The following is a 21717-nucleotide window of genomic DNA, read 5'->3' as shown; positions in this document are numbered from 1 at the left end:
CCTCCATTGGTTGTCGCCAATCGTTTGGCGGTTCAGAATGGCAGCATGACAGCGTCCGGAGATGCAGCGCGCGACAAAAAGCTGGCGGAGATAGGTACGGCCGTGTTCGCCGCCGCCCCGGCAACCGTCGCCGGCCTGTTGCCTTGGGTGGTGACCCGCTGGAAAGTGCAGCAGCCCGTGCCAGGCGGACTGGCGGCCCAGTGCGCAGGTGTTCTCCTGATCGGCGTCGGCACGGCGGTGATCACCAATTCTTTTGCGCGGTTCGCCCTTGAAGGATTAGGCACGCCGGCGCCCTTTGCGCCGCCGAAGAACCTTGTGGTCAGCGGTTTCTACAGGTTCGTAAGGAACCCCATCTACGTGGGCATTGGCGCCGCGATCACCGGACAGGGCCTCCTGCTGGGACAGCCGAAACTGTTCGGCCTGGCGGCTTTGGGCGCAGTTCCCGTGGTGGCCTTCGTCAGGTTGTATGAGGAGCCGACGCTGGCACGCAAGTTCGGCGCCGAGTATGAGGACTACCGTGCCAACGTCCCGCGCTGGCTGCCACGGCTCACTCCTTGGCAGCAGCAGAGCTAGCGTCGAGCCTGATCCGCTGCCGGAAATTGGAAGAGTTCTCCACCGCGACTATTGGGGGATGCCGCGGTGGAGAACTCATAGATGAATATACAGAGAATTTTTGGATATGGAAAGGAAGCCGTTCTCCGTCCGGCGCGTCCCATCCCAGAACAAAGCCACTATGATGGTGGTTGTTCAGTGGATTGAACAAGCGTGATTGCCTCGGATCGGAGTTCCGCTGCCCCCGGGTAGTGTTTCTTCCTGGCACGCGCCCACTCTGCGCCAGACGCACGATTGCGAAGGAGAATCATGGCCGATTCCCGCACCCCCCGTTCCGCCGAAGGACTGGGGAGCTCCTCGCCGGCGCCTGCCGTGACCCGCGCGGCCGCGGTCCTGGATGCCTTGGCCGAGGCACCTTCCGGTCGCCTGACACTCAGCGATCTTGCGAGGGAGCTCGGGATTCCGAAGTCTTCCACGTCAAACCTGCTGATGGCTCTTGAAGAAGCCCGGCTTATTACCCGCGAAGGTGCCGACTTTTCACTCGGTCGGAAGCTGGTCGAACTTGGTGCCGCCTATCTCAGCCGGCTCGATGAAGTCCAGGAGTTCTACAAGTTCTGCGAGCAGGCACCAACGCTCTCCGGCGAAACAGTGCGGATTGCGATGATCGACGGCGATCACATCATTTACCTGGCGCGCTACGAAGGGCACCCGGCCGTCCGGCTCACGTCGAACATTGGCGACAAAATGCCGCTTTCCCTGAGCGCCGTCGGGAAGGTCCTCCTGGCCCAGCTTCACGACCATGACATCGAGGCGATGTTCCCGGACGACGTGGAGCTCCCTGTCATGACCCCGAAGTCCCTCCGGAGTGCCGCTGAGCTCAAGGCCCAGGTGGCCGCGATCCGCAAGCAAGGCTATGCCCTGGAGGACGAGGAATCCACGCTCGGCGTGGTTTGCCTTGCCGTGCCCGTGCCTACCCACGGGGCACATGGCCCCAGCCTCGGTCTTTCGGTGACAGCCCTGAAGGCCACCTTTTCCGAGGAGCAGGCTGCCCTGATGGTGAAGGAACTCAAGGAGCTCGCCCACTCGCTGGGCAACCCGATGGGCTAACTGATTTTGCCGCACGAGGGGTCATAAACCCGCCGTTCGGTGGGGTCATAATTAAATCTGATTACACCACTTGAAACTTGTACAACGTGCTGTACTCTGTTCACTATAGTGATTCACGCCATGGCGGCTGACACTATCTCGCCAGGCCAACGGGGGTCTGGAGTGTTCTTGAGGGAGTGCTTGTGACAACTCGTACTAAGACAAAGATTGCTGATATGGACGGCGCGGTAGTTGAGCCGGAACAGCTGCGAAGGGCAACTCTTGCCAGCTCCGTAGGATCCGCCCTGGAGTACTACGACTTCTACATTTATGGCCTGGCTTCGGCCCTGATCTTCGGACCGCTGTTCTTCAAGCCCTTGGGTGAAAGCGGCGCCCTGATCGCGTCGTTCGCAACCTATGGCGTTGGATTCGCGGCGCGGCCCTTCGGCGGTATCTTCTTCGGATTCATCGGAGACCGCTTCGGCCGCAAGATGGTCCTCCTGATGACCATCGGCATGATGGGCCTTGCCAGCTTCGCGATCGGCTTGCTGCCGACGTTCGACCAGGCGGGCATGCTCGGGGCTGTCCTGCTGGTGACGCTCCGCATTGTCCAGGGCCTGGGCGCTGGAGCCGAACAAGCAGGCGCAACCACGCTGATCTCCGAAGTCGCTCCGCCCAAGCGCCGTGGCTACTTCGCTTCACTTCCGTTCGTTGGCATTCAACTTGGAACCCTCCTCGGCGCCGGCACCTTCGCACTGATTGGCATGGCCAACAAGAGCGTGCTCGAAGGCTGGCTGTGGCGTGTGCCTTTCCTTGCCAGCATCATTTTGATCGTCGTGGCAGTCTTCATCCGTCTGAAGCTGAAGGAAACCCCGGTGTTCCAGGAGCTTGAGAAGCACAAGAACGTGGTGAAGAACCCCGTTGGCGAGCTCTGGAAGCACTCCAAAAAGAATGTGCTGGTGGGCATCGGTCTCCGCATGGGTGAGAACGGCAACTCCTCGATCTACTCGGCATTGCTCATCTCCTTCATGTCCGTCAAGGAAGGCGTCTTCCCTGGTGACAAGTTCATCGGCCCGGTCGGTCTGCTGATCGCTGCCGGATTTGCCGCCGTCATGGTGGTCACCTTCGGCGCCTTGTCTGACCGGATTGGTCGAGTCAAGGTCTACCGCTACGGGGCCCTGTTCCAGGCGATCTTCGCGATTCCCGCCTTCTACCTGGTGACCCTCGGCAACGTGACCCTTGTCTGGGCCGTCATGGTTGTCGGCATCGCCCTTGGCGTACAGTCCATGCTTGGCCCGCAGTGCCCGCTGCTGCCCGAGCTCTTCGGCTCGCAGTACCGGTTCACCGGTGTGGCATTGAGCCGCGAGCTGTCTGCTGTCCTGGCCGGCGGACTCGTGCCCCTGGTTGGCGTCGCGCTCCTTGCCGCTACGGGCAACTCCTGGGTGGTCCTGGCGGTCTACTCGCTGGTCCTGGCGCTGATTTCATACATCACCACGTTCTTCACCCCGGAAACAGCCGGCCGCGACCTCCTTTCCCTGGAGGACGCGAAGTAGGCTCCCCGTACCACGACGTACGCAAGCAGCGGCGGCCCCTTCCGAAATTCGGACGGGGCCGTCGCTTTTCGTGCCCCCGCCCGGCGCAACAAACCCGCCACACACAGCAAAGCGGCCCCTCCGGAAAACCGGAGAGGCCGCCTGGATGGCGCTGGGTTGTTGGCGGTTTAGTAGAAGTGCACCGTGTCCACGAGGTGTGGGAGTTCCCCGCCGTCGAGGAACGTACGCAGGTTGCTGGCGAAGCGCTCGGCGATGAGGCGGTTCTCAGCGGCACTGAGCGCCGAGGTGTGGGGAGAGACCATGACCTTCGGGTGGTTCCACAGCGGGCTGTCCTGGGGCAGGGGCTCGACGGCGAAGACGTCCAGGCAGGCGTATGACACCTGGCCGTTGTCCAGGGCTTCGAGGAGCGCTTCTTCGTCGACCACGGTTCCGCGGCCGACGTTGGCAAAAACCGTTCCGGGCTTCATTGCCGAGAAGACCTCGTGGTTGAAGAGTTTCTCCGTGTATGGCGTGCCGGGGAGGGTGTTGACGACGGCGTCTGCCGTAGCCAGGAGTCCCGCAAGGCCATCGTTGTCCGCGACCTCGTCGATTCCTTCGATGGCTTCGACGTTCCGCTTGGTTCCGCTCACCTTCATCCCAAGTGCGCGGGCGATGCGGGCGGTCTCGAGGCCGATTTCGCCGAGACCCGTGATGACCAGCTTGGAGCCGTTCACAAGTTTGGTGGGGGTGCGCAGCTCGGGCCAGACCTTGGCGGCCTGGTCCTGTGCAAGCTCCGCGCTGCGCTTGAATCCGTTGAGGATGCCCAGGGCTGCGAACTCGGCGAGTGGAAGGGCGTGCACGCCTGCGGAGGTGGTGACCTTGAACTTCTGCAAGGTCTCGCTGTCGAGGCCGGAGGCCTTCACGGCGCCACCGGCACCTGCGGCCATGGCGTGGATCCACTGCAGGTGCGGGTTGCTCCGCGCGATGCGGGCCAGGCCGGCCGGATTCTCATTGGGGAAACCGTAGAGGATCTGGGATTTGTTCAACATCGACCAGTAGCGTTCTTCTTGTTCGGGAGTCCGCTTGAAGTCCGGATCGCCCGAGTGGTCGGCCGGGAAGCGTTCCGGAGGAAGCAGCTCGGGTTCGTAGAGCACCGTAATGCTCGGATCTACGGCGCGGATACGCTCCACATGCTCAGCTTCGAGCGGGACTGCGATCGCGATGGTGAGTTCATCAGTCGTCATGGTGTTCATCATACTGAATTGAGGCTAGGATATTGAACAGTTTTTGAAAGATGAACCACAAAGAAGTGAGGTGCAAGCGAAAGATGACTTCCAAGACCGCAGGTTTTGTGGGACTCGGGCTCATGGGCTTCCCCATGGCAGCCAATCTGCTCGGCAACGGCTGGGAGGTGACTGCATGGAACCGTTCTGCCGAAGCGCTCGCCGAGCTGGAGAAGCTCGGCGGAAAACGTTCGGCGTCGGTTGCCGGACTCCGGGACCAACCCGTCATCATCTTCATGCTTCCGGATCTCTCCTACATCCAGGATGCGGCCGCGCCGCTCCTCGACTCCTGGCGCTCGGACGCGCCGCTTCAGGGAACCCTGGTCGTCATCATGAGCAGCGTGTCCCCGACCGCCGTGCAGGAATTCGGCCGGACGGTCCACAGGGCAAGTGGCGGGAACGCCGTCGTCGTCGATGCTCCGGTGAGCGGGGGCACCAAGGGTGCCCAGGACGGCACCCTGGCCATCATGGTGGGAGCCAGCGAAGAAGATTTCCAACGATCGCTTCCGGTGCTCCAATCCATGGGCACCACAGTTCGCCGCATGGGCAACCTGGGTTCCGGTTCGCTGGCCAAGGCCTGCAACCAGCTGATCGTCGGGACCACGACGGCGGCGCTCGCGGAAGCCGCCGAACTCGCCGAACGCTCGGGCATGGATGCTTCTGCCCTCTTCGACGTCCTGGCCGGCGGACTCGCCGGAAGCCGGGTCCTGGAGATTGTCGGCCCACGACTGGCAGCCAAGGATTACGCGCCCACAGGTCCCGCGAAGTTCATGCACAAGGACCTCAAGTTCGTGCTCGAAAGCGCCGAAGCGGCCGGTGCCGCTGTCCCGATGGCGACTGCCGGCGTCGAACTCTACCGCGAACTGATTGATCAGGGCCTGGGCGATCAGGACCTCGCAGTTGTCCGCCAGGCCATCGCCAACCTCAGCGACTCTTCCCTAAGCCCTCTGAACTAAGTAAGGAAACAACCATGAGTGGACTCTTCGATCTCACCGGGCGCGTTGCGCTCGTGACCGGATCCAGCCGCGGCATCGGCAACGCGCTGGCCCGCGGATTGGCCGACGCCGGTGCCACCGTTGTCCTCAACGGCATCAACACGGAACGGCTCAAGGACGCCGAAGCCGCCATGGCGGCGGACTTCGGGCCCGGCCGCATCCACAGCTGTGCGTTCGACGTCACCAGCGATGCTGAGGCGGCCCGCGGCGTTGCCTGGGTCGAGGAGAACGTCGGCCCCCTCGATATCCTCGTCAACAACGCGGGAATCCAGCACCGAGTCCCGATGTTGGACCTGGATGTGAAGGACTGGGAGCGGGTCATCACCACCGACCTGACGAGCGCCTTCCTCGTAGGACGTGAAGCCGCCCGCCACATGATCCCGCGGGGCCGCGGCAAGATCATCAACATCTGCTCCGTGCAGACGGACCTGGCGCGCCCCACGATCGCCCCCTATGTCGCGGCCAAGGGAGGACTGCGGAACCTGACGCGCGCCATGACCGCCGAATGGGCGGCCTCCGGCCTTCAGATCAACGGCATCGCTCCGGGTTACATCCACACCGAAATGACCCAGAACCTCGTGGACGATCCGGATTTCAACTCCTGGATCCTGGGCCGGACGCCGGCCCACCGATGGGGCACCGTAGCGGATCTTGCCGGTCCGGCGGTCTGGCTTGCCTCCGAGGCGTCGAACTTCGTCAACGGCCAGACGATCTTCGTCGACGGCGGAATGACGGTGGTCGTCTAATGAGCGGCTTTCAGCTTCCCCAGTCTTCACCCGCGGTTGTGGCCCACGCCGCCGGCGACCTTCGCATCGAGGACATAGCCCTCGTTGTGCCCACCCCTGAGCAGGCCGTCGTCGAGATCGCCTACGGTGGCATTTGTGGCTCGGACCTGCACTATTGGCTCCACGGCGCGGCGGGGGAATCGATCCTCAAGGCTCCCATGGTGCTCGGCCACGAAATCGTGGGCACCGTTGTCCAGCAGGCCGCCGATGGCAGCGGCCCGGCAGCCGGAACCGCCGTCGCGGTCCACCCGGCAACCCCGGCTCCGGGTGCCGCCAGGTATCCGGAAGACCGGCCCAACCTCTCCCCGGGCTGCACCTACCTCGGCAGTGCGGCAAGGTACCCGCACACTGACGGTGCTTTCAGCCGCTACGCGACCCTGCCGTCCCGCATGCTCCGGGCCCTTCCGGCCACGCTGGACTTGCGCACGGCGGCGCTTGTGGAGCCTGCGAGCGTTGCCTGGCACGCCGTCGCGCGAGCAGGAGACGTGGCCGGAAAGACAGCGCTGGTAATCGGTAGCGGTCCGATCGGCGCACTCGCAATTGCTGTCCTCAAGCGCGCGGGGGCAACCCGGATCGTGGCCGTCGACATGCACGACAAGCCTCTTGAGATCGCGCGTGCAGTGGGCGCCGATGAGGTTCTCAAGGGCGATGACGCCGAGGCAATCGCCGCAGTGGAAGCCGACGTCGTCATCGAGTCCTCGGGCAGCCACTTCGGACTGGCATCGGCCATCAAAGGCGCGGTACGCGGCGGGAAGGTGGTCATGGTCGGGCTGCTGCCCTCGGGACCGCAGCCCGTCTTGATTTCGCTGGCCATCACCCGCGAGCTCGAACTGCTCGGTTCCTTCCGTTTCAACAACGAGATCGACGAGGTCATTGCGGCGCTCGCAGACGGTTCGCTCTACGTGGACCCTGTAGTGACGCACGAATTCACGCTGGATCGCGGCCTGGAGGCCTTCGAGGTGGCAAGGAACTCTGCCGAATCGGGGAAGGTCCTGCTGAACTTCCAGCCTGTGGCCTAGGCCTTCAGGCGATCAGTCGATCAGTCGGGCGGCGCCGGCTCTCAGCCGTTAGCGCGCTCGACTGGAACAAATACCCGTGGCTGGCCCTCCCAGCCCGGTGACAGGTCCGCGATGGTCTCCCGCATGATGTTGTAGGAGGCCTCGCGGGCCTTGTCGCCGTCTCCGTCCCTGATGCCTTGGGCTACATCCAGATGCCATTGCAGGGCCGCTTCCTTCGGATGTTCCGGCATGAGGCCGTGAACTGTCCGGCCGGTGAGTGTCTCCGTAACCTGCCCAATCAGGTTCGCGAACATTTCATTGCCGGAACCGGAAAGCACCAGGGCGTGAAAGCGGATGTCGAGATCCAGGAAGGTGGGCATGTCGCCCGCACGGCCTGCTTCACGCATGGCCAGGGAGATGTCCACCAGTTCGCTGCGCAGGGACTCCGGGGCGTTTTCCGCGGCCAGTTCCGCGGCTACGGGCTCGACGGCGGAGCGGAGTTCGGCGAGGGAGCGCAACTGTGCGCCGCGGCCTTCTCCGGCCAGCCGCCAGCGGATGACCAGCGGATCGAAGGGATTCCAGCGGTGCGCGGGGAGGACCCGGATGCCAACTCGCTTGATGGTTTCCACCAGTCCCAGAGACTGCAGTACCCTGACGGCCTCACGTACCACCGACCGCGACACTTTGAGTTCCTCCTCAAGATGCTCAGCCAACATGACGTGACCGGTGGGGAGCTTACCGCCGACGATCCGGGTACCCAGGTGCTCGACAGCGCGGTAGTGGAGACTGGTTGACATAGTCGTAAGCATAGTGGCGTTGACCGCTCCGCCACCGGAAGCTCCGAGCGCTAGGGAACTCCCCACAGTACGAGCTCGCAACATAGACTCTTTTGTGACGCGGACGTTTCCAAAACGTGGGCGCAACTTTCCCCGACGTGGTCCAAATACGTATGGTTTATTGCAGCTACTGCTCTAGAAAGCGTTTCCTCGCTCCTAGCAGGACTCAATGCACAAGAATGAATTGGAGTTTTGATGTCAGCACACATCGGTGTCACCGGCCTCGCGGTGATGGGCGCCAATCTGGCCCGCAACCTGGCCCGCAACGGCTTCACCGTTGCCCTCCACAACCGCTCCGTCGAAAAAACCGACGCCCTGCTGGCCAAGCACGGCACGGACGGCGACTTCATCCGCACGGAAACCCTCCAGGAACTCGTGGACTCCCTCGAGAAGCCCCGCCGTGTCCTGATCATGGTGAAGGCCGGCAAGCCGGTTGACGCCGTCATCGACCAGCTCGTTCCCTTGCTGGAGCCCGGCGACATCGTGATCGACGCCGGTAACTCGCACTACGAGGACACCCGCCGTCGCGAATCCGCGCTGGCCGAGAAGGACCTGCACTTCGTGGGCGTCGGTGTTTCCGGCGGCGAAGAGGGCGCCCTCAACGGCCCTTCCATCATGCCCGGTGGTTCCAAGGAGTCCTACGACGCCTTGGGCCCGCTGCTCGAAAAGATCTCAGCCAAGGTTGACGGCAAGCCGTGCTGCGCCTGGATCGGGACCGACGGCGCCGGACACTTCGTCAAGATGGTCCACAACGGCATCGAATACGCCGACATGCAGGTCATCGGTGAAGCCTTTGATCTCCTGCGCTCCGGCGCGGGCATCGAGCCGGCCGATCAGTCCAAGATCTTCGCCGAATGGAACAAGGGCGAACTCGCTTCCTTCCTGATCGAAATCTCCGCAGAGGTCCTTGGGCACGTTGACGCCAAGACGGGCAAGCCGTTCGTCGACGTCGTCGTCGACGCTGCCGGCCAGAAGGGCACCGGCCGCTGGACGGTCATCTCCGCCCTCGAGCTGGGCTCCCCGGTTTCGGGCATCGCAGAGTCCGTCTTCGCGCGGGCCCTGTCTTCCCAGGCAGAGCAGCGCAAGCTTGGCCAGGAGCTGCTCGCCGGCGAGGAAATCGACGTCGAGGTCCCCGAGAACTTCGTCGAGGATGTCCGCCAGGCGCTCTACGCCTCCAAGCTGGTTTCGTACGCCCAGGGCCTGGACATGCTGACCTCCGCCGCGAAGGAATACGGCTGGGACCTCAAGCTCGATGAAATCGCTTCGCTGTGGCGCGGCGGCTGCATCATCCGCGCCGAGCTGCTCAAGGAAATCACCAACGCCTACGCAGCCGAGGAGAAGCCGGCCAACCTGCTGTTCGCCCCGGCCTTCACCAAGGCGATCGCCGGTGCGCTGCCGGCATGGCGCCGCGTGGTGGCAACGGCTGTCCAGCTGGGCATCCCGGTTCCCGTGTTCTCCTCCTCGCTGGCCTACTACGACGGACTTCGCCGCAAGCGCCTCGCTGCAGCAGTCATCCAGGGCCAGCGTGACCTCTTCGGTGCGCACACCTACGGCCGCGTCGACGCCGAGGGCACGTTCCACACCCTGTGGGGCGAAGACAAGTCCGAGATCTCGGCAGTCGACACCCACTAAGAACCCCACTGCCCCGCAGATTGGGGCAGGCCCTTTCGTGTCGACTCCGTCGCCACGTAGGGACCCTGCTGCCCCACTCTTCGGGCAGGCCCTTTCGTGTCGACTCCGTCGCCACGTAGGGACCCTGCTGCCCCACTCTTGGGGCAGGCTCGATTCGGTTCAAGTCAAAGGCCGGTGCTTCCGCGTTACTGTGGAGGCGCCGGCCTTTGCCGTAGGTACGTCCTGAAGGAAGACACCACCCGTAACACGAGGAGCAGTCCATGCCGCAACGCGTCGCATTTGTCACAGGTGCGTCAACCGGAATCGGTTTCGAAGCCGCCATCAAGCTCAGCAAGGCAGGAATGGTCGTGTACGCGGGGGCGCGGCGGGTCGAGAAGATGGAGCCGCTCAAAGCCCACGGAATCAAGGTGTTGTCCCTGGACGTCACCGAGGATGACTCGATGAAGGCCGCGGTGGAGCTTGTCCTGGCCGAGCAAGGACGGATCGACATACTGGTCAACAACGCCGGATACGGGTCCTACGGTTCTTTGGAAGAGGTTCCGCTGGATGAGGGCCGGCGCCAGTTCGAGGTCAACGTCTTCGGTCTCGCCCGGATGTCCCAACTGGTGATTCCCGTGATGCGTGCTGCGGCTTCCGGCAGGATCATCAACGTTTCCTCGATCGGCGGCAAAATGTATGAGCCCTTGGGCGTTTGGTACCACGCGACAAAATTCGCCGTCGAGGGCCTCAGCGACTCCCTCCGCCTGGAACTGAAGCCCCATGGCATCGATGTGGCAATCATCGAGCCCGCGGGCACGGACACGGAATGGGGAACCATCGCGGGGGAGAGCCTGCTGACGGTCTCGGGACATGGACCGTATCGCGAGCAGGCCGGGATCGTGGCGGCTGCCCTGGCGTCGACGTCGGGAACCGCTCTTTCGACGCACCCGCGTACCGTGGCGGGCGCCATAATCCATGCGGCGACTTCGCGAAGGCCCAGGACCCGATACCCGGTGGGCAGGGGAGCCTGGACCATTCTGGCCATGCGGAGGGTGCTTCCCGACCGGGCCTTCGACACAGTTTTCTGGAACGCCTACAAACGCTTTTCCAGCTAGATCCGGTACTCGATGTAGTACTCGGCGGGATCGACGGCGGGTTTCGTTTCGCTCTTGGCATCGCGGTGCCGCCACGTTGCGGGAACGCCGGTGATGATCGACTCAGGCGGTGCGTCCTTGACCACGACGGCGTTGGCCCCGATGGCACTGTCCGCGCCGATGGTGATGGGGCCAAGGACCTTGGCCCCGGCCCCGATGGTGACCCGATCCCCGATGGTGGGGTGGCGCTTGACCTTGGCCAAGGAACGGCCACCCAACGTCACGCCGTGGTAGATCATGACGTCTTCACCGATCTCGGCGGTCTCACCGATGACCACACCCATGCCGTGGTCAATGAAGAACCTGCGGCCGATGGTCGCGCCGGGGTGGATCTCGATGCCGGTCAGGAAGCGGGCAAGCTGCGAAATGAGCCGTGCCGGGAACCGCAGCTCAGGGTTTTGCCACAGTTTGTGGGTCACTCGATGCGCCCAGATGGCATGCAGGCCGGAGTAGGCAAAAAAGTTCTCAAAGGAGCCTCGGGCCGCCGGGTCGTGTGACCGGGCGGCCTCGAGGTCCTCCATAAGTCTTGCGAAGAAGCTCACAAAGACCTTTCTACAGGAAATGAAAGAAAGCGGTTGCGCGGGGTCCGCAATCAGCCGCGAATGTCGTCAAAAAGCACCGTGGAGATGTAACGTTCGCCGAAGTCGGGAACGATTGCCACGATGAGCTTGTCCTTGTTCTCCGGACGCTTCGCGAGCTCCAGTGCGCCCCAGACGGCCGCGCCGGCCGAGATGCCGCCCAGGATGCCTTCCTTGGTGCCGAGGGCACGTGCGGTGGCCACGGAGTCCTCAAGGGTTGCGTCGAGAACCTCGTCGTAGACGTTGGTGTCCAGGATCTCCGGAATGAAGTTCGCGCCAAGGCCCTGGATCTTGTGCGGGCCGGGGGCGCCGCCGTTCAGGATGGGGGAGTCCTTGGGCTCGACGGCCACGATCTGGATCTCCGGCTTGCGCTCCTTCAGGACCTGCCCGACGCCGGTGATGGTGCCGCCCGTGCCGACGCCGCCGACGAAGATGTCCACGCCGCCGTCGGTGTCTGCCCAGATTTCCTCGGCCGTGGTGGTGCGGTGGATCTCCGGGTTTGCCTCGTTGGCGAACTGCTGGGCCCAGACGGAGTTCTCGGTGTTGGCCACGATTTCCTGGGCCTTCTCGACGGCTCCGCGCATGCCTTCCGAGCCGGGGGTCAGGACAATCTCAGCACCGTAGGCGCGCAGCATGACGCGGCGCTCGGTGGACATGGTTTCCGGCATGGTCAGGATGACCTTGTAACCACGCGCCGCGCCGACCAGGGCCAGTGCGATTCCGGTGTTGCCGGAGGTTCCCTCGACGATGGTGCCGCCCGGCTTCAGCGCACCGGACTTCTCGGCGGCGTCGACGATCGCGACGCCGATACGGTCTTTGACGCTATTGGCGGGGTTGTAGAACTCCAGCTTCACGGCAACCGTGGCGCCCAAGCCTTCGGTGAGCCTGTTCAAGCGGACCAGGGGGGTCCCGCCGATCAGCTGGGTGACGTCGTCGTAGATCCGTGCCATGTAATCATGCCTATTCTCTGAATTCGCTGAAATAGCTACTGCTGAGGTCAGCCTAACGAGCGGTGCTACACGCTGCTACGCGCGGAGCCACGAAGAGTAATATTTCCGGGCCTTGGCGAGCTTGGGGTTGATGATCACCTGGCAATAGCCCTGCTCCGGGAACTTGGCGTAGTAGTCCTGGTGGATGGACTCCGCTTCGTAGAATTCCGGCAGCCTGCTGACTTCGGTCACAATCGGCTTGGACCACAGTTCCTGGTTCCGCAGGATGGCTTCCTCGAAGAGGATCTTTTCTTCCGTGGTGGTGTAGAACATCGAGGAACGGTACTGGGTCCCGACGTCGTAGCCCTGGCGGTTGAGAGTGGTGGGATCATGCAGCGCAAAGAACATGTCGAGGATGATGTCCGCCGGAATGATGTCCTCCTCGAAAGTCACGGCGACGACCTCCGCGTGGCCCGTCATTCCGGAGCAGACATCGTAATAGTCAGGGTTGCGGATGTGGCCGCCCGTGTAGCCGGAAACCACGGAACTGACGCCCTTGGTCTTCTGATAGACAGCGTCGAGGCACCAGAAGCAGCCTCCACCAAGTACAAAAGTTTTCATGATCTCTTCAATGGCTGGGAGTTCCGGATGATTCCCGCACAACCTTACGGGACTGTGACGGAGCAGACCCGGCCAGTGGCGACAATCTTGAACAGTCCGGTTGCCTCAAGCGCGATTTGGCCGTCGGATGCGTAAGAATGTAGTGCATGGAAGCTGTGAACACCGCGGTTGCAGGTACAGGATCCGGCGAGGAACCGGAGAATGGTGCGGCCGGGAGGCCAGGTACCCCAACACTCGGTCAGGTCTTATTGGCAGTGGAGGAGCTCTGGCCCGAATCGCTCGCCGAGGAATGGGACGAGGTCGGACTGGTGGTCGGACGGCCAACCGCCACAGTCACCAAGGTCATGTTCGCCGTGGATCCGACCCTCGCCGCGATCGAAGAAGCCATTGAATGGGGTGCCGAGCTCCTCGTGACGCACCATCCTTTGCTGCTCAAGGGCGTCACCTCCGTTGCCGCCACCACAGCCAAGGGCCTCGCGGTCCATCGGCTAATTGAGTCGGGTACCGGGCTGCTCACCGTACACACGAACGGGGACTCCGCCGTCGGAGGCGTTTCCGATGTCCTCGCCGACGCGTTCGGGCTGGACAACGTTGTGCCCCTGGCTCCCGCGGCCCACGGCTTGCCGGAAGAGGGGATCGGCCGGGTTGGCGACCTGCCCGAACTCATGACCTTGGGAGATTTCGCCGCGCGGGTGTTTGAGATCCTGCCCTCAGTGGCCGGCGGCGTGCGGGTTGCCGGGGACAAGGATGGACTCGTGCGCCGCGTGGCTGTTTGCGGCGGAGCCGGAGACAGTCTCTTCGAGGCCGTCCGCGCCAGCCAGGCGGACATCTACGTCACCGCGGATATGCGGCACCACCCTGCGTCCGAGGCCCGCGAAGCTGCCGTCGACGGCAGGCCGTACCTCGTTGACGTATCGCACTTCGCGAGCGAGTGGCTGTGGCTGCCCGCCGCGGCCGAAGCGCTCGGCAACGTGCTCGCGGACCAGGGTCACGACGTCGAGATCCGGGTGGCTTCCACCAACAGTGACCCGTGGGACTTCATTCTGACTCCCGGCTAAGCCCTGCGTGCGAGGTCCTTCGCCGGGCCCACACCGGCGAGGGACCCACCCCGGGCGCAGCGAGGTTTGGGGGCCGGTGGGGACGTAGCGAGGCAGGGGAGCGCCCTAGGCGATAGAGTCGAGACAAACAGGCCCAAGGCCTGGCTGGGGCTGAATATCATCCCCGGCACGATCAAGCGGAGGTAAGCGTGGCCAAGGCAGCACCGGCGGAACAGTTGAAATTGCTCGAACTGCAGGGGTTGGATGCGAAGCTCAAATCCTTGGCGAACCGCCGTCGCACTTTGGAGACCGACCCCCGCATCACCGATCTTCAGGACGCCCTCAGCGTGGCCAACGGTGCGCTCGGGACCGCGAAACTTGCTGTCCACGACGCCGAAGCCGAGCTGCGCAGATCAGAGGCCGACGTCGAGCAAGTGGCTAGTCGCATTGCGCGGGACGAAGCAAGGTTGAACAGCGGCACCGGACTTTCCAAGGATCTCGTTGCGCTGCAAAGCGATATCGCCTCGCTGAACAAGCGACGTTCGGACCTTGAAGATGTCGAGCTGGAAATCCTGGAACGACTGGACGGACTCAGGGAGCGTCAAGCCGCGCAACAGCAGATCGTCGATGACATCCAGGGTTCCTTCTCCGGGATCCGTGCCGAGCTGGACACCGCGATCGCCGAGATTGTTGGCGAAGAGACGCAAGTACGCGCCCAGCGGACCGCCTTCGCCGAAGGGCTCGACGCCGGGATGCTGGCTATCTACGAAAAGACCCTTGCCAAGCGCGGGGTGGGGGCCGCCAGGCTTTTCCACGGGAAGTCTGAAGGCTCGGGAATGACGCTCAGCCCCGGCGACCTTGCCGAAGTCAAAGCCGCGGCCGAAGACGAGATCGTGTTCTGCCCCGATTCCGGCTGCATCCTGGTGCGCTCCGCCGAGTGGAACTAACCATCTGTTCCCCACCCAACTAACTCGCATTTGATGTCGTTTTCAGCCCTCAGAACGACATTAACTGCTAGTCAGTTGGGGAGGATGATGCTGAGGGTATGCGGCTTGCGCGCCGTGCCTTCCGTCAACTCCGCAGTCCACAGTTCCGAGGCTGCCTTGAGCAGCTGTTCGGGCGTGCCGGGCGCCTTGCCTCGACGGCTCAGCAAGTGCCGGGCCAGTTCGCCGCGGGTGTGCTTGGCGAAGTGACTGACGACGGTGCGTTTGCCATTGGACTCGGAAAAGACGTTGACGGCGACAGTCTGCGCCGGGGGCGGTGCCCAAGCCGCGGCGTAGGTGCTTGAGCGGCAGTCCACGAGCAGCTCGGCCTCCACCCGCGCGGCGAGGGCCTGCGTAAGCTGCGGCTTCCAGAACGACGCGAGGCGCCCGACGTCGGGCAGTGCCGTCCCCATCGACAGGCGGTAGGCGGGCACTCGGTCGCCGAAGCCGATGGCGCCCCACAGGGCGGACAACACGAGGACCGACTCCACCGCCTTGCGGCGCTGCGCCGGTGTCAGGGACTTGTAGCCGAGCGCGTCGTAGAGAACACCGGAATACACCTGGTGCGCCGGGGCTGCGGGTTCGGCGTGGAGCCGGGTATTGCGCTCGACGTCGTCCTTCAACGACGCGCCCACCCCCAACAAGGCGAGGGCGTCCTCGTGCGCGCTGACCAGGCCGAGCGCGTCGAGCACTTTGGCCCGGTAGCTGTTGAGTTGCGGAAAGCTCAGGGACTCCCAATCGACGGCGGAGCCCTTGGCAGCGGGGGTCTTGCCTTCGGAAGGTGGCAGCAGAATCAGCACCAGTCGATATTAGCGGTATTGCTGCCGCTGGTTGTCCGGGCAGAACGATTCGGCAGTGCTGTCTGAAAATGCGGGGGGCCCGACGCCGGTAGACTATAGGGCGGATGGGTTGACTAGGCGGCCGCGCGCCACGCGAGTGGCTCGAGGAACGTCCGGGCTCCACAGGGCAGGGTGGTGGGTAACGCCCACTCGGGGTAACCCGCAGGCCAGTGCCACAGAGAACAGACCGCCCGCGTCTGCTTGTGCCAGCACAGGCAGGCAGCAGGTAAGGGTGAAACGGTGGTGTAAGAGACCACCAGCTCCTTGGGTGACCAGGGAGGCTAGGTAAACCCCACCCGGAGCAAGGCCAGACAGGGCACGATCGAGGGCTGCTCGCCCGAGTGTCCGGGTAGGCCGCTGGAGGGCGTCGGCAACGGCGTTCGTAGATGGATGGTCGCCACTCCTTCGCCGGCAACGGCGGGGGAGGACAGAACCCGGCGTATCGGTCAACCCATCCCACAGCCTTGTGTGAGTGATTTCACGCGTTCCGGCGGCCAAGAGGTCCCGCGCCAGACCTTAGAATGGACAGTGAACGTAGAAGTTCCACCGCCGGTTCTGCGTTCGCAGCCGGCGGTTTTTCTTTGCAACGTTCGTGGTGTCCGGGCAGACCGAAGTCCCGCCGATGCCAGTGCCGCAGGATTACTCCGGGCGGCCACCATCTACGTACGAGGACGTATGTAGCTGACCCTAGGAAGGTAGTTCTGTGAGCCAGTCATCAGATTCTTGTCTTGATACGTGGATGGGCCGCGAAGCGCTGGCCGAGGCCATGATTCCGGTGATCGGCCGGCTGTACCGTGAAAACAATGTGGTGACGAGCATCCACGGGCGCAGCCTCATCAACAAGTCGTCGATGAACATCTTGAAAGCCCACCGTTTCGCGCGGCGGATGAGCAAGGACGAACTCAGGCTCGAGGAAACCGCGCCGCTACTGAACACACTGGCCGAACTTGAACTCGGGGCCGCTGCGATCGACATCGCCCGCCTGAACGAGAAGTACAAGGCCGAAGCCCCCGGAACGCCCCTGGAAGACTTCCTCCGCGCCGAGCTTGCCGAGGTTGTCGGGCGCCGCGGCGCGGACGACCGGACCAGCACCGACGTCGTGCTCTACGGTTTCGGCCGCATCGGCCGCCTGCTGGCGCGCCTCCTGATCGAAAAGGCCGGCGGGGGCCACGGCCTGCGCCTGCGCGCGATCGTGGTCCGCAAGGGGGCCGAAAACGACCTTGTCAAGCGCGCCAGCCTGCTGCGGCGTGACTCGGTACATGGTTCCTTCGAGGGCACCATCCGCGTGGACGAGGCCGCCAACACGATCACGGCCAACGGTGTCCAGGTCCAGGTCATCTACTCGGACAACCCCTCCACCGTGGACTACACGGCCTACGGCATCAAGGATGCCCTCGTGGTCGACAACACGGGCCGCTGGCGCGACGCCGAGGGCCTGTCCCAGCACCTGCAGAGCAAAGGTGTCGCGCGCGTGCTGCTCACGGCTCCGGGCAAGGGCGAGCTGAAGAACATCGTCCACGGCATCAACCACTCCTCCATCGAGGACACGGACACGATCGTCACTGCGGCCTCGTGCACCACGAACGCCATCACCCCGGTGCTCAAGGCACTCAACGACAAGTTCGGCGTCATCCACGGCCACGTGGAAACCGTGCACTCGTTCACGAACGACCAGAACCTGATCGACAACTTCCACAAGGGCGACCGCCGCGGCCGCTCGGCCGCCCTGAACATGGTCATCACCGAAACGGGTGCGGCCAAGGCAGTGGCGAAGGCTCTTCCGGAACTGCAGGGCAAGCTGACCGGCAACGCGATCCGCGTTCCCACGCCGGACGTGTCGATGGCCATCCTGAACCTGAACCTTGAAAAGGGAACCACGAAGGAGGAAGTCAACAACTACCTTCGCGAAATGTCCCTGCACTCGGAGCTGCGGAAGCAGATCGACTTTATCGACTCACCCGAGGTCGTCTCCACGGACTTCGTCGGCTCCCGCCGTGCCGGCATCGTGGACGGCCTGGCCACCATCGCCACCGACAAGCACCTCGTGGTCTACGTCTGGTACGACAACGAATTCGGTTACTCCTGCCAGGTAGTGCGCGTCATGGAAGAAATGGCCGGCGTGAACCCGCCGTCGTTCCCGGCACGCGGCGTCGCTGTGAACCTTGAACCTAAGGCAACCTTGGAGCCAGCCGGCGTCTAGCCGGCTCCGGCCAACGCGAGGAAAGACACAGGGTATTCCCGGCTGATGCGCTGGTATCAGCCGGGAAACCTGACCAGAATGGACGCATGGAAAGCGAAAAGATTCTGGATCACGAAACAACCCTTGAACACGCACTGGACGTAGCGCGCGCCAACCTCAAGGAAGCCCAGCGGCTGCTCGACGAAGCCAAGGCCGCACACGCGGCGGGGGATATCTCCGAGGACAGGGTCATCCAATTGGGGTCCCTTCTTGAGCTGGCGGTCGAAGACCTGAAACGCGTCACCAAGGAGCAGTAGGCCGCCGCTGCAGCTTGCGCTGTAATTGTTCCGACATTCTGACCTGTCCTCCACACTGTGGATATCAGCGTCGGCGAACAGCGCCTCAACTAGTCTCAAGGGACGTATTCCTGCCCGAAAGGACGCAATCCCTTGAGCACCACCTGGGCCGCCTATCGACGCGCCCGCCGCCAGTCCCGACAGGCCTGGGTGCTGCTGATTCTCATCCTCGCCGGTGGACTTACGGGCATCGGGTGGTTCTTCACCAACGGCCAGTTCGCAGTTGGCCAGGACCCGATCAATGGACCAACGGAAGCTCCTGTCTTCGACCCGAACTGGATGAAGCCGGTAGAAGCTGTTCAGCCGGTACCGGCCGGTTCGGCCGCTGATGCCTTGGAGGCGCTTCCTGTGAAGGGGCGCGCAGCCAAGGACACCTACGACCGCAACGAATTCGGCCAGGCCTGGCTCGACCTCGACCGAAACGGCTGCGATACCAGGAACGACATCCTGAGGCGGGATCTTACGGCAGCGGAGTTCACGGCAGGCTCCAAATGCAGGATCGCGTCCGGGAAGCTGCGCGAGCCGTACACCGGCCAGGACATCCATTTCCGCAGGGGCTCCGAAAGCAGCTCGGCCGTACAAATCGATCATGTGGTGGCTCTCGGGGATGCCTGGCAGAAGGGCGCCCAGCAGCTCACTGCAAAACAACGCCAAAGCCTCGCCAATGACCCCCTCAACCTCATTGCCGTTGACGGTCCGGCCAACGTGAAGAAAGGCGCGGGCGACGCCGCGAGCTGGCTGCCTGCCAACAAGGGTTTTCGCTGCCATTACGTAGCCCGGCAGGTTTCCGTCAAAGCCGCGTACCGGCTCTGGGTCACCCAGGCGGAGAAAGACGCCATGAGGCGCGTCCTGGACTCGTGCCCCGGTCAGCGGACCATCAGGGCGATGTAGCCGCCTGAGGGCGCGGGGCGGCCGCGTCAGGCGTGGTTGGCCTGCGCTGGGGGAAGCATCAGGTGGCCGTGTCCGAGTTGCCAGGCCCCGCCGTCGTCGATCCTTTCCAGCACCACCCTCTGAAGCGACGTCTCGCGGGGGAGCCGATCAAGGTTTTCCATGCCCCGCTGCCGGAAGGTGAAGTAGACAGCGTCGCTCGGAGCGTCTGAGCAGCGGTCCAGAGTGAATCGGCGGGCAAAAGCGGCGATGTTGCTGTGCGGCAGTTTCCGGGCCAGGTAGGGATCCAGCATCCAGGAGTCGCAGCTCGCCACGGAGACCGCCTTGTCCGGAAAGTATCGGTCGAAGAACTCCCTGGCCTGGCTGAGGCTCGTGTCCACGAGGGCGGGGGAGAGGCCGCCATCCTCGGGGATGTGCACGCCCAGCACCCAGGAGTCGCTTGCGGCGGCGGATCCTCCTGCGTCACCGCGGACGAGGTGAAATTGCAAACGGCCGATCCGGAAGATGTTTCCGGCCATGTGGAGGGTCAGCCATGCCCACGTGTCCAGGCCGAAGCGACCGTGGACCCGTCGGTTGATTCGAAGATTCAGTCCTAAATCGGCCAGGATCGCGGCGGAGGAGTCCGGCGGGATGCCAAGGGAAAGATGATGGCGGTGGACTACCGGCGCGAAACGCAGGAGCGCCTCGATCCAGTCCGTTTCCGTGCAGTCGTCCATGGTGGCAGATTTGCTTGGAAAGACGCCCAGGCGGGCGTGAAGGCTGGCAAGGGCCCGTCGAGTGCCGTCGCCAGGAGGCGACTCCAGCAGCGAGGCACACTCAAAAGCGTCCTCGCCGTGGATGTCGAGAAGCTTGAACAATTCGTCCTGCGTTTTGCCGGTCATTGGTCAGTGTCCGAAGGGGTCCGGGTCGACACCCGGCATCCAGCTCAGTCCTGGAACTCCCCAGCCGTTCTTTTTGGCCTGCTTCATGGCCTTCTTGGCGTAGCGGTCAGCCAGGCGGTCCACATAGAGCTTGCCGTCGAGGTGGTCGAATTCGTGCTGCATGACCCTCGCGAACCAGCCTGTCGCCACGAAATCCACCGGTTTGCCGTAGCCGTCGAAGCCTTGGACGCGGGCCCATTCGGCCCTCTGCAGGGGGTAGTGCTCCCCGGGGAATGACAGGCAGCCTTCGATGTCTTCCTCGGGATCGGGAAGGGCGCCGGGGATCTTGGAGAGGGTGATGACCGGGTTTACCAGGACGCCTTCGTCCGGTGCGTCGTCGTCGTTCGCGTATTTGAAGATGAAGATCCGTTTGCCGACCCCCACCTGAGGTGCGGCCAGCCCGACGCCGTTGGCGGCTTCGTTGGTCTCGAACATGTCGGCAATCAAAGTGCGCAGCTCGTCGTCGAACTCTTCCACCTCGCTCGCCCGGCGGTGAAGCACGGGCTCGCCCCAGATGGTGACTGGCAGGACGGTCATGTCAGGTGTTCCTCTGGTTCTCGGGCCTGGAATGGCCGAAATCGGCCGGGACAACGCAAAGGCCGCACTGGATATCCAGTACGGCCTTTGGCTGCGATCGATAAAATGCTACCAATCTCATGAGGGTGAGCGACGGGGGTTGAACCCGCGACCTCCTGGACCACAACCAGGCGCTCTGCCAACTGAGCTACGCCCACCATGAGCCTTTTACGCTTTCGGAATGACCCGTTAGCTGCGAAGGCAACGACAAAAACTATACCCCGTCTTAGGGGGTGGTTTTGCCACTTTTGGCCGTTTGGCTGAAAATTCCCGAAAAGGTGCCCCAGATCACGTCCTTGCCGGAGTCTCCGCGTCGGCTGCAATCTGCTTGGAAATCTTCTGGGCCGTTGCTGTATCAGGACCGGGAGCCGGGACGAACACGGCCTCGCGGTAGTAGCGCAGTTCGTCGATGGAGTCCTTGATGTCTCCGAGCGCGCGGTGGCCGCCGTGTTTGGCGGGCGACTGGAAATACGCGCGGGGGAACCATCGGCGCGAGAGCTCCTTGATGGTGCTCACGTCGATGACACGGTAGTGGAGGTGTTCAACGATGTTGGGCATGTCCCGCGCGAGGAACATCCGGTCGGTTCCGACTGAGTTCCCGCCCAGCGGGGCCTTCTTCGGATCGGGTACCCACTTCTCGATGTACTCCAGAACGATCGCTTCGGCTTCGGCCATCGTCTTGCCGTGCGGAAGCTCGTCCAGGAGTTTCGAACGGGTATGCATGTCGCGGACGAAGTCGTTCATCTGCTCAAGTGCGGCGTCTTCGGGTTTGATGACGACGTCGACACCGTCACCCAGGATATTCAGCTCCGAATCGGTGACCAGGGCCGCGACCTCGATCAGGGCGTCGTTTACCAGGTCGAGACCGGTCATCTCACAGTCGATCCAGACGATGCGTTCATTAGTAATAGGCACTCGTCCAGCCTACCGTTCAGGCGCGCGGGGAGGGTGGCGGGGCGCTCCATTCCGCGCCTGCGGC

Annotated in this window: 22 protein-coding genes, 1 tRNA gene and 1 other RNA gene; 14 read left to right on the top strand and 10 right to left on the bottom strand. The window is 63.4% G+C overall.

Annotation, left to right across the window (positions count from 1 at the left end; translation table 11 throughout):
- The first annotated feature begins 45 nt into the window (after positions 1–45).
- The 3 genes from AB4074_RS11870 to AB4074_RS11860 all read left to right on the top strand — a co-directional run bounded on the left by AB4074_RS11870 (position 46) and on the right by AB4074_RS11860 (position 3191).
- Positions 46–573, top strand: coding sequence for a methyltransferase family protein (locus AB4074_RS11870; RefSeq protein ID WP_441413540.1), 528 nt, complete (start codon positions 46–48; stop codon positions 571–573).
- Positions 574–861: 288 nt separating this feature from the next.
- Positions 862–1659, top strand: coding sequence for an IclR family transcriptional regulator (locus AB4074_RS11865; protein WP_437770580.1), 798 nt, complete (start codon positions 862–864; stop codon positions 1657–1659).
- A gap of 176 nt (positions 1660–1835) precedes the next feature.
- On the top strand, positions 1836–3191 hold the full coding sequence (locus AB4074_RS11860; RefSeq protein WP_441413539.1) for an MFS transporter: 1356 nt from the start codon (positions 1836–1838) through the stop codon (positions 3189–3191).
- Positions 3192–3358: 167 nt separating this feature from the next.
- Here AB4074_RS11860 and AB4074_RS11855 read toward each other — a convergent pair whose 3' ends face one another.
- Positions 3359–4426, bottom strand: a complete 1068-nt coding sequence (locus AB4074_RS11855) for a D-2-hydroxyacid dehydrogenase (RefSeq protein ID WP_441413538.1) — start codon at positions 4424–4426, stop codon at positions 3359–3361.
- Positions 4427–4497: 71 nt separating this feature from the next.
- Here AB4074_RS11855 and AB4074_RS11850 point away from each other — a divergent pair, with 71 nt between their 5' ends.
- Genes AB4074_RS11850 through AB4074_RS11840 form a run of 3 tightly spaced genes read left to right on the top strand, consistent with a single transcriptional unit; the run spans position 4498 to position 7252 of the window.
- A complete protein-coding gene (locus AB4074_RS11850; protein WP_441413537.1) occupies positions 4498–5409 on the top strand; it encodes an NAD(P)-dependent oxidoreductase in 912 nt (303 codons plus the stop codon).
- 14 nt (positions 5410–5423) lie between these two features.
- Positions 5424–6194, top strand: coding sequence for an SDR family oxidoreductase (locus tag AB4074_RS11845; protein ID WP_441413536.1), 771 nt, complete (start codon positions 5424–5426; stop codon positions 6192–6194).
- The gene (locus tag AB4074_RS11840) at positions 6194–7252 is read left to right on the top strand and encodes an L-idonate 5-dehydrogenase (RefSeq protein ID WP_441413535.1); all 1059 of its coding nucleotides are present in this window, start codon (positions 6194–6196) and stop codon (positions 7250–7252) included. Before AB4074_RS11845 ends, AB4074_RS11840 begins: the two co-directional genes overlap by 1 nt.
- A 41-nt stretch (positions 7253–7293) precedes the next feature.
- Here the strand turns inward: AB4074_RS11840 and AB4074_RS11835 are convergent, their stop codons facing one another.
- Complete coding sequence (locus tag AB4074_RS11835; RefSeq protein ID WP_441413534.1) at positions 7294–8028, bottom strand: FadR/GntR family transcriptional regulator; 735 nt, start codon at positions 8026–8028, stop codon at positions 7294–7296.
- A 234-nt stretch (positions 8029–8262) separates the two neighbouring features.
- Between AB4074_RS11835 and gndA the strand changes: the two genes are divergently transcribed.
- Together gndA and AB4074_RS11825 are read left to right on the top strand one after the other, a co-directional pair.
- Entirely contained in the window at positions 8263–9699 is a 1437-nt protein-coding gene (gene gndA, locus AB4074_RS11830; RefSeq protein ID WP_441413533.1) for an NADP-dependent phosphogluconate dehydrogenase, read from the top strand.
- A 260-nt stretch (positions 9700–9959) separates the two neighbouring features.
- Entirely contained in the window at positions 9960–10793 is an 834-nt protein-coding gene (locus AB4074_RS11825) for an oxidoreductase (protein ID WP_441413532.1), read from the top strand.
- Here AB4074_RS11825 and epsC read toward each other — a convergent pair.
- The 3 genes from epsC to msrA form a co-directional block, all read right to left on the bottom strand.
- A complete protein-coding gene (epsC, locus tag AB4074_RS11820) occupies positions 10790–11374 on the bottom strand; it encodes a serine O-acetyltransferase EpsC (protein WP_441413531.1) in 585 nt (194 codons plus the stop codon). The two genes, AB4074_RS11825 and epsC, sit on opposite strands and share 4 nt — an antisense overlap.
- A 50-nt stretch (positions 11375–11424) precedes the next feature.
- Complete coding sequence (gene cysK / locus AB4074_RS11815) at positions 11425–12360, bottom strand: cysteine synthase A (RefSeq protein WP_441413530.1); 936 nt, start codon at positions 12358–12360, stop codon at positions 11425–11427.
- 75 nt (positions 12361–12435) lie between these two features.
- On the bottom strand, positions 12436–12960 hold the full coding sequence (gene msrA / locus AB4074_RS11810; RefSeq protein WP_441413529.1) for a peptide-methionine (S)-S-oxide reductase MsrA: 525 nt from the start codon (positions 12958–12960) through the stop codon (positions 12436–12438).
- Positions 12961–13106: 146 nt separating this feature from the next.
- Between msrA and AB4074_RS11805 the strand changes: the two genes are divergently transcribed.
- Positions 13107–14018, top strand: coding sequence for a Nif3-like dinuclear metal center hexameric protein (locus AB4074_RS11805; RefSeq protein WP_441413528.1), 912 nt, complete (start codon positions 13107–13109; stop codon positions 14016–14018).
- 188 nt (positions 14019–14206) lie between these two features.
- On the top strand, positions 14207–14944 hold the full coding sequence (locus AB4074_RS11800) for a zinc ribbon domain-containing protein (protein ID WP_441413527.1): 738 nt from the start codon (positions 14207–14209) through the stop codon (positions 14942–14944).
- A 71-nt stretch (positions 14945–15015) separates the two neighbouring features.
- Here AB4074_RS11800 and AB4074_RS11795 read toward each other — a convergent pair whose 3' ends face one another.
- Complete coding sequence (locus AB4074_RS11795; protein ID WP_441413526.1) at positions 15016–15780, bottom strand: YaaA family protein; 765 nt, start codon at positions 15778–15780, stop codon at positions 15016–15018.
- Between the two features lie 105 nt (positions 15781–15885).
- Here AB4074_RS11795 and rnpB point away from each other — a divergent pair.
- The 4 genes from rnpB (at position 15886) to AB4074_RS11775 (ending at position 19245) form a co-directional block, all read left to right on the top strand.
- An RNA gene (gene rnpB / locus AB4074_RS11790) (RNase P RNA component class A) lies at positions 15886–16277 on the top strand.
- Between the two features lie 245 nt (positions 16278–16522).
- Positions 16523–18019, top strand: coding sequence for a glyceraldehyde-3-phosphate dehydrogenase (locus AB4074_RS11785; RefSeq protein ID WP_441413525.1), 1497 nt, complete (start codon positions 16523–16525; stop codon positions 18017–18019).
- 86 nt (positions 18020–18105) lie between these two features.
- Positions 18106–18315 (top strand): hypothetical protein, encoded by a 210-nt coding sequence (locus AB4074_RS11780; protein ID WP_441413524.1) that lies wholly within the window; start codon positions 18106–18108, stop codon positions 18313–18315.
- 132 nt (positions 18316–18447) lie between these two features.
- Positions 18448–19245: an HNH endonuclease family protein gene (locus AB4074_RS11775; RefSeq protein WP_441413523.1), complete on the top strand. Its 798-nt coding sequence runs from the start codon at positions 18448–18450 to the stop codon at positions 19243–19245.
- 26 nt (positions 19246–19271) lie between these two features.
- On the opposite strand, the gene AB4074_RS11770 is transcribed toward AB4074_RS11775, so the two are convergent.
- The 4 genes from AB4074_RS11770 to orn all read right to left on the bottom strand — a co-directional run bounded on the left by AB4074_RS11770 (position 19272) and on the right by orn (position 21653).
- Positions 19272–20123: an acyltransferase domain-containing protein gene (locus tag AB4074_RS11770; RefSeq protein ID WP_441413522.1), complete on the bottom strand. Its 852-nt coding sequence runs from the start codon at positions 20121–20123 to the stop codon at positions 19272–19274.
- Positions 20124–20126: 3 nt separating this feature from the next.
- Entirely contained in the window at positions 20127–20699 is a 573-nt protein-coding gene (gene def / locus AB4074_RS11765; RefSeq protein ID WP_441413521.1) for a peptide deformylase, read from the bottom strand.
- A 124-nt stretch (positions 20700–20823) separates the two neighbouring features.
- Positions 20824–20896 (bottom strand) — tRNA-His (locus AB4074_RS11760).
- A gap of 130 nt (positions 20897–21026) precedes the next feature.
- Positions 21027–21653: an oligoribonuclease gene (gene orn / locus AB4074_RS11755; protein ID WP_441413520.1), complete on the bottom strand. Its 627-nt coding sequence runs from the start codon at positions 21651–21653 to the stop codon at positions 21027–21029.
- Positions 21654–21717: the final 64 nt, after the last annotated feature.

This window comes from Arthrobacter sp. 2MCAF14 (assembly GCF_052115645.1).
GTDB lineage: Bacteria > Actinomycetota > Actinomycetes > Actinomycetales > Micrococcaceae > Arthrobacter.
The sequence above is the reverse complement of the archived record's forward strand: the minus strand, read 5'-3'. Positions and strand labels throughout refer to the sequence as shown.